This window comes from Hymenobacter arizonensis, assembly GCF_900115775.1.
In the GTDB taxonomy this organism is placed as follows: Bacteria; Bacteroidota; Bacteroidia; order Cytophagales; family Hymenobacteraceae; genus Hymenobacter; species Hymenobacter arizonensis.
The window spans coordinates 130866-137631 of sequence record NZ_FOXS01000010.1 but is presented as its reverse complement, the minus strand read 5'-3'; the positions used below and the strand labels follow the sequence as shown (position 1 = coordinate 137631).

The 6766-nt window shown below is 60.2% G+C and carries 10 protein-coding genes; 4 read left to right on the top strand and 6 right to left on the bottom strand.

Features of this window, described 5'->3' with window-relative positions; all coding sequences use genetic code 11:
- Positions 1-279: 279 nt before the first annotated feature.
- On the bottom strand, positions 280-1068 hold the full coding sequence (locus tag BMZ66_RS23940; protein WP_092678912.1) for an alpha/beta hydrolase: 789 nt from the start codon (positions 1066-1068) through the stop codon (positions 280-282).
- Positions 1069-1253: 185 nt separating this feature from the next.
- Here BMZ66_RS23940 and BMZ66_RS23935 point away from each other — a divergent pair, with 185 nt between their 5' ends.
- Both BMZ66_RS23935 and BMZ66_RS23930 read left to right on the top strand, forming a co-directional pair.
- On the top strand, positions 1254-1676 hold the full coding sequence (locus BMZ66_RS23935; protein ID WP_092678911.1) for a response regulator: 423 nt from the start codon (positions 1254-1256) through the stop codon (positions 1674-1676).
- A gap of 161 nt (positions 1677-1837) precedes the next feature.
- A complete protein-coding gene (locus tag BMZ66_RS23930) occupies positions 1838-3169 on the top strand; it encodes a carboxylesterase family protein (RefSeq protein WP_092678910.1) in 1332 nt (443 codons plus the stop codon).
- 35 nt (positions 3170-3204) lie between these two features.
- On the opposite strand, the gene BMZ66_RS23925 is transcribed toward BMZ66_RS23930, so the two are convergent.
- Positions 3205-3519, bottom strand: a complete 315-nt coding sequence (locus tag BMZ66_RS23925; RefSeq protein ID WP_092678909.1) for a hypothetical protein — start codon at positions 3517-3519, stop codon at positions 3205-3207.
- Positions 3520-3693: 174 nt separating this feature from the next.
- Here BMZ66_RS23925 and BMZ66_RS23920 point away from each other — a divergent pair, with 174 nt between their 5' ends.
- Positions 3694-4167: a hypothetical protein gene (locus BMZ66_RS23920; protein WP_143080426.1), complete on the top strand. Its 474-nt coding sequence runs from the start codon at positions 3694-3696 to the stop codon at positions 4165-4167.
- A 103-nt stretch (positions 4168-4270) separates the two neighbouring features.
- Here the strand turns inward: BMZ66_RS23920 and BMZ66_RS23915 are convergent, their stop codons facing one another.
- Complete coding sequence (locus tag BMZ66_RS23915) at positions 4271-4609, bottom strand: hypothetical protein (RefSeq protein ID WP_143080425.1); 339 nt, start codon at positions 4607-4609, stop codon at positions 4271-4273.
- 128 nt (positions 4610-4737) lie between these two features.
- Between BMZ66_RS23915 and BMZ66_RS23910 the strand changes: the two genes are divergently transcribed.
- Entirely contained in the window at positions 4738-5187 is a 450-nt protein-coding gene (locus tag BMZ66_RS23910) for a hypothetical protein (protein ID WP_092678906.1), read from the top strand.
- A gap of 110 nt (positions 5188-5297) precedes the next feature.
- Here the strand turns inward: BMZ66_RS23910 and BMZ66_RS23905 are convergent, their stop codons facing one another.
- From BMZ66_RS23905 to BMZ66_RS23895, 3 genes are read right to left on the bottom strand one after another with little or no spacing between them, the layout of a single operon-like run.
- Positions 5298-6083 (bottom strand): hypothetical protein, encoded by a 786-nt coding sequence (locus BMZ66_RS23905; protein WP_143080424.1) that lies wholly within the window; start codon positions 6081-6083, stop codon positions 5298-5300.
- Positions 6083-6418, bottom strand: a complete 336-nt coding sequence (locus BMZ66_RS23900) for a type II toxin-antitoxin system PemK/MazF family toxin (RefSeq protein WP_177204899.1) — start codon at positions 6416-6418, stop codon at positions 6083-6085. Before BMZ66_RS23900 ends, BMZ66_RS23905 begins: the two co-directional genes overlap by 1 nt.
- On the bottom strand, positions 6406-6666 hold the full coding sequence (locus tag BMZ66_RS23895; protein WP_092678904.1) for an AbrB/MazE/SpoVT family DNA-binding domain-containing protein: 261 nt from the start codon (positions 6664-6666) through the stop codon (positions 6406-6408). Before BMZ66_RS23895 ends, BMZ66_RS23900 begins: the two co-directional genes overlap by 13 nt.
- Positions 6667-6766 lie beyond the last annotated feature (100 nt).

Sequence of the window (6766 nt, the reverse complement as noted above, 5' to 3'; positions counted from 1 at the left end):
AGTCGCGGAGCGGCGGGCTGGGCAAAAAATCCTGGAGCAGCATACGCGGAAGGTAGGGGGTGACCGCCGGCCCGGTGCCGGGGAGTGCGGGGCCGTTTGGTAAAAATAAGACGTTTCGGGCCGCCGCACCCGGGTTTCATCAAGGGCAGTTGTTTTAGCCGAAACAAGCCAAATTTCGCGATTCGGACCGTTTTGCTGAACGCCTTTCCGGGTTACAGGGAGGTGAATTTGTTCCCCGTCCGGGGATGCGAGCGCCGCGCGCAAGAGAGGAGCAATGGCTTACGATAGCGCGGCCAGCCAGCGCTGCACCAAGGCCGCGTCTTCGCGCCACGTGGACTGGCCGAGCAGGGCGTGGCTGCGGCCGGGAAGCTCCTGATAGTCGGTCACGGAGGCCGCGTGGCGGTAGCGCCGGTGGTTGGCGCGGTTGAGGGCCGCGGGCATGAGGCGGTCGGCCCCGCCGGCCAAGAACAGCAGCGGCGCGTGCGGCCGGCGGAAGTCGACGCGGGCCGCGAAGCTCAGGGCCCCGCGAATGGTCTTTTTCGATTCGGGTGCGGCTAACGCGTCGTAGTACTTCCGCTGGTCGGCCAGGGGCAGGCCGTTGGCAATGGCGTCCTGCCACTGGGCGAAGGTGGGCAGAAACGTGGTGTTCAGGGAAGAAAAGAGGCCCAGCATCGGCAGGACGGACCGGACCAGCGACCAGTTGGCCACCACTACCCCTAGGGGTGGCGCGGACGCGATGGCCACGCCGGCGGCCACGGCGTCCTGCTGAAGGAGCAGTTGCACAATAAGCCCGCCGAAGGAGTGCCCGATGACAAGGGGCTTGGCGGGCAGCTGCGCGATGAAGTCGGTGTACACCCGCAGCACATCGGCCAAGCGATTGTGGGCGATGGGCGAGTGCGGGTGGTGGCGCCGGAGTTCGGCGGCCGGGGCCTGCTTGTGGGGCCAGTCGGGGGCGTAGCAGGTGTAGCCTTGGTCTTCAAAGAACGCCTTCCAGTTATCCCAACTCGCGGACGTGACGACCGCACCCGTGATGAACACAATGGTGGAACTGCTGGAGGCTGCACTCATAGAGTAAAATTACCCTCCTTTCAGTGAACGGAGGGCGTTTACTTTCGGACCGTTTACCTGAACGAGTGGAAGCCCCGAAACGGGCAGTTTCAGTTGAAACGTCGGGTTTGCCGTTACACCCCTCAACGAATCCTACGGCTTGCTATACTGCCCAGTGTCGGTCCTTCGTGTTAGCACCGATTACCATGCTTCCTCTGCGTTGCGTGCTGCTCGTCGACGACGACCCCACCCTGCTGTTTTTGCACCGCCGCCTGCTGGCTCAGCTGGACGTGGCCGCGCACGTGCTCGAAGCCGCCAACGGGCACGAAGCACTGGCCTTCATTCACGCCCAGTGCACCGACGATTTCCGCACCTGCCCCGACCTGATTTTGCTCGACCTGCACATGCCCGTGATGGACGGGTTTGCGTTTCTGGCCGCGTACCGGGCCTTGCCCGAGGCACAGCAGTGCGCCAAGGTCGTGACGATGCTCACCACCTCGTTGAACACGGACGACCTCGAACGGGCGGCTCAGTTGTCGGTTTCCGCCTACCTGAGCAAACCGCTAACAGCTGAAAAGCTCCACACGCTCGTCCGAGACCATTTTGTTGCTCCCGCACCGTTCAATTAACGCTCCTTTCAGTGAATGGCCGCTTTTACCTACGGACCCGTTCGCTGCTCCCCCTGAGTAACCTTATCCAGTCCGTAGCAGTTGGGGGACTGGTGCTTTCGTTCAGGCGGTGCCCGCACCCCGCGCGGCCGGCGCCGCACGCTTCCCTTGGTTCCCGGCTCATGTCCCACCCCCTTGCGCCCCACTTCCACGCCCCAGCCGGCACCGTTGTCGGGCGACGCGACGGGGACGTAATCCGCGCCACCGGCATTCGCTACGCCCGTGCCGCGCGGTTTCAACCCCCGGTGGCCGAGCCCCCCGCAACGGAACCCATTCAGGCGACGTCCCCCGCCCCGGCCTGCCCGCAAGCGCCCGACGCCCTGCTGGGCCCGCTGCTGGGGGACCTGTTGGCGGGCCTGCGCTCCGACGAAGACTGCCTGCGGCTTTCCATCACGGTGCCCGCCGACCGGCGGACCGACGAGGCGCTGCCGGTTATCGTGTGGGTGCACGGCGGCTCGTACGTGACCGGCGCAGGCGACCTGGCCCTTTACGACCCGGCAACGCTGGTCGCCGAGCAGCGGGTGGCGTTCGTCGCCGTGACGTACCGGCTGGGCTTGCTGGGGTTTTTGGGCGGCGACGGCGGGCCGCCCCCCAACCTGGGCCTGCTCGACCTGCGCGAAGCCCTGCGCTGGGTGCAGCGCAACATCGCTGCCTTCGGCGGCGACCCGGCGCTCGTCACCCTGCTGGGGCACTCGTCCGGCGCGGACGCCGCGGCGCACCTGCTGGTGGCCGAGGGGACCGGCGGCTTGTTCCGGCGCGTCATCCTGCACAGCGCCCCGCTGGGCCTGGCGCGCAACCGGCGCGCCATGACCCGGGCCCTGGCCGCGGCCGCCGGGCCGCTGCCCGCGGCGGGGAACGTAGCGGACGTGCTGGCCCGCGAGCCCGTGGCGCACCGCGCCGTGCGCCGGTTTGGCCTGAAGGCCAGCATGCCCTTCGGGACTCAGTACGGGGCGTACCCCTTGCCGGCCGAGGCCGCCGCGGACCGGGCCTGGCGGGCGGCGGCTCCTCATGTGGACGTGCTCATCGGGGCCACGGCCGAGGAAACCCGCTTGTTTGCCGTCCTCGACCCCAACCTCCGCCGGGTCCGCCGGGTGCCGGTTGTGGGCGCGGTGCTGGAGCGCGTGCTGGTGGCGGTCAGCTCCGCGCTCGTGTACGGGCGCGCCGCCACGGCCTTTGCCCGCCGGCACGCCCGCGCCGGGGGGCGGGCGTACCGCTTCGTGGTGGTGTTTCAACCGGCCGGCGCCGCGTTGGGCGCGGCCCACGCCGTCGATTTGCCCCTGCTGCTGGGCACCGAAGCCAGCTGGGCGGCCACCTCGTTACTGGGCAACACGCCGTGGGCGGAGGTCCACCGCGCGGGGCGGCCGGTCCGGCAGCTCTGGGCGGATTTCGCGCGCACGGGTCACCTGCCGGTGCCGGTGACCATCCCCGGCGTCCTGCACTTGCAACAGGGGTAGCCGGCAACGGAAGAAAGCGCTGCTTTTCCGACCCTTTAGCTGAACTTCGGGTTAAATACCTTCCGCCCTTTACACGGAGCTAAGTTCTCGAGCTTGACGCTGGTCTTCATAGCCAATACGGGGGCAATGTCCTCGTACCTGGCTACCTCTATGACCTCTTCTTGGAGGTGCTCTTCGCTCATGGCCATCAGTGCTTCCGCGATGTCGCTCAGGTAAATCTTGTAGGCACCATTCCACCACTGGACGCCAACAGAAGCCCAATGCGTCTGACCAGCTTTTTCATAGGAGAAGTTTGTGCCTATTTGCTTTCCCGCCTCAAGCCACTCTTGAACTGTTGAAAGGGGGTGCATACGACCTCATGAGTGATGATACTTCTTGCGGCAAAGGTCTGTCAACTTAAGGCTCGTTTTGCTGTTCCGACCGTTTAAGTAAACGCCAAATTACTGCCGTGAATACGTGTAGTTTTATTATCCCACCGTGCGAGGGACTCGATGCACCACGTACCTCACCAACCGGCTAACAAGATGGATTGGGAACACCTACAAAAAACCGTCTACCGCCGCGACGGGGCCTTGCGTGACATCTACGTCCGCCAGGTGAGCCGGGCCGACTGGGCCACGTGGATGGCCTTGGTCAACCGGGACTACCCGGTGCACTGGGTTGTGGAAGGGTATAACGAGGAAACCCCTGCCAGCCGCATCGACGCAGACTTTATCGCCCACTGGTGGGACGAAAGGGAACGAACGTCCGCTCAAGCGACGGTCTTTCTGGAGCAGATTCAGGTGAAGTGCTACTTTTTCGCAGACACCGAATTGGAGAACGACATTTGCCCGACCGAAATACAGTCCTTGGAAGACCACGAACGGCTCATGCAGTATTTAGTGGCCGTCTCGCTGGCGCTGGGCAAGGAGGTGATCCTGACGGAGGAAACCGTGGAAGACCCGCAGGTCTTTGTGCGCGTGAACGGCAGAAACATTCACTATGAGGAGCTGCCGTAACTTCTGGCGGGAGCAGCGTTAAGATGATTGAATCCTCGTTTTGCTTTCCGACCGTTGGGGTAAACTTTACTGGATAAATATCTTGTAATCACTATCACGACTGCTAAACGAGTCCATTCTTTTTCCATTCTTGGATTTCAGCAAGAAAGTACCACTCTGTGCAAGTCACAATGGAAGCAAGCCCTATCAATGCCCATCCCACATACTTCTTCCATTTGATACTGTTTCTTGCCATTATGATGCCTGGCACCCATAAAATCAGCATTAAACCTGGCATTACGAACCAGACGGTCATGTAGAACGGCCCCATGTTCACACCCGTTATTTCAGAAAGCAGCAGGGTTTTTCCGATCATCTGGCAGCAGAGCAGATTGAGCACTAAGATTGAACAAGTAGCGATTAATACCGTGCAAGCTACTGCTTGGGAGCTGAGGGTGAACACGGCTTGAAGGTAGGCTTAATAACCAGGTAGATAACCCTTCTTCAATTGAATGGCCCCGCTAACCGACCGTTTAGATGAACTAGAAGGGCTTGCACCCGAATATGTCCATGGCCCCATTCCACGATTCAATGCAGCAACCACCCCTGTTGGACACCATCAACCAAGCCATTGTTGTTGCGCACGGCTCGGCCACGGCTCCCCACTACGGTTTTCTGCAAAAGACGTACGATAAGCGGCCGTATCAGCCATTGATAGACGACCTGGCGTTGCGCTTTGCCATCACGGACACCACCGACCTGAACTACGATTCGGCCATGGTTTACCACTTGCGCCAGCAAGAGGAGCACTGCCTGTTGCTGTCGCTGGTGGGCAAGTTTTTTCTGCTCTTCGATTCCATTGTGGACCGAAAGCGCCTCGTTGAACAACCCGCCACCGAGGAAGCCCGGGCGGTGTTTCGAGCGGCTCAGCAACACGGGTTTGTTCCCATCGACCGGGAGACCCTAAAGCGACGCACCTGCTTGGTGGACTATGAGGGACGTACCAACACTGTGTGGGAGGCCCTCTTCGACCGAAGCTAAAAAGTCTGCAGGTAAGCACACAGTAAAACGCTCGTTTCAGTGAACGGATAGTTTAGTTTTTACAAGCATAATCACTTGATAAGTAATGTTGTATTATTACAAATATCGCATCAGTGTGAGCGAAACACTTTTCCTTCTTGCGCCTTAATCTTGGTCGGTTCTGCTGCATCTATCACCACCTCTATGAAGGTATTTTCTCCTCTTTTAGGCTTTTTGACTTCCTGCGCAACGAGCCAATAGAACCGCTTGGAAGTGGGGTTATAGTCAAAACGCACCTCCTGAATAGCCCCGAGTCTCCGGTTAAACTTCCGGGCTTTACTCAGCACTCCACAAACGGTAAGGGTCGTATCAAGGGGCTTGTAGTCCTGTTTCGACGGGAAAGAGAAGGGAGAGAGGATGGTCCCTTGTTCATCGACAGCTACACCGATGCAATACGCAGCTTCCGAATCCCCGTGGAAGTAGTACGTCAGAAAATACTTGCCTCTGCACCTGGTCATATCCACAGCCGGGCCGCGGCCTTCAAACTTGGCGAGGCTATCCAAGTACACCACTTGGATAGACGAAAACGCCAGATTGGAAAAGAAGACATCGCCGGCATAGGCTCGTATCTGTTGTTCAACCGCTTCTTTCACCGGAACGGCAGTGCTTGCTACCTGCCGTATATCGATGGGATTGAGGATGCTCCACTTTTTAGAAGTATCGCCTCCATAAGCAAAATCATAACTGGGGCAGAAATAGATGTACCCGTGGTGACCAAAATCGCCGCCGTACTTCACCTTCTGCTCGTCAATACATTGCGCAAAACCTGACGTGACGGAGAAGCCAAGTAGCAGGGTTAGCAGATGCTTCATCCGTTTAGGTTGTAGCAAGAAATAAATCCTGTCGGAATGAATCATCAGTACTGGAATATTTCCTGCAGTCGGTCACACACTTCCTGAGCGGTGGCTTTGGGCAACATGCCCAGACGGCGCACCAAACGGGTTTTGTCCACGGAGCGGATGTGGTCAAGCGCGACTTGGCCCTCCTTGCCCTGGAAGGTGCAATCCACCCGGGAGGGGTAGTCGCGCCGGGTGCTGGTCAGGGCGGCAATGGTGACGGTGCGCAGGTAGCGGTTCATCTCGTCGGGCGAGAGCACCACGCAGGGGCGGGTCTTGTTGATTTCGCTGCCCTGGGTGGGGTCGAGGTTTACCAGCCACACCTCGAAGCGCTGCACGGTTACTACCACTGCCATTCCGTTTCCTCAAAGGCCTCGTCCGAGAATCCCTCCAGCAGCTCGCCCTCCGGGGCGGGGCCCTGGGCAATGGCCTGCTGAAAGCGCTCGTCCCAGCCCTGGCGGCGGGGCTTCACGACGGGCTTGATGAGCAACCCCTCCGGCGTGGGCTGCAGGTCCACCTCGCCACTGAGGTGGTACTGCTGCAGTAACTTCTTGGGCAGTACAATCCCCTGGGAATTGCCGACCCGAATCAGGCGCGTGTTCATGGAATCAAATGTACGTACAATGTAAGTACATTTGCTGGCTGCTGTTGGTTTCATTCGCTGGAAAGCAGCACCTTTAAAACCGCTAGCGGGCCATTCTCGG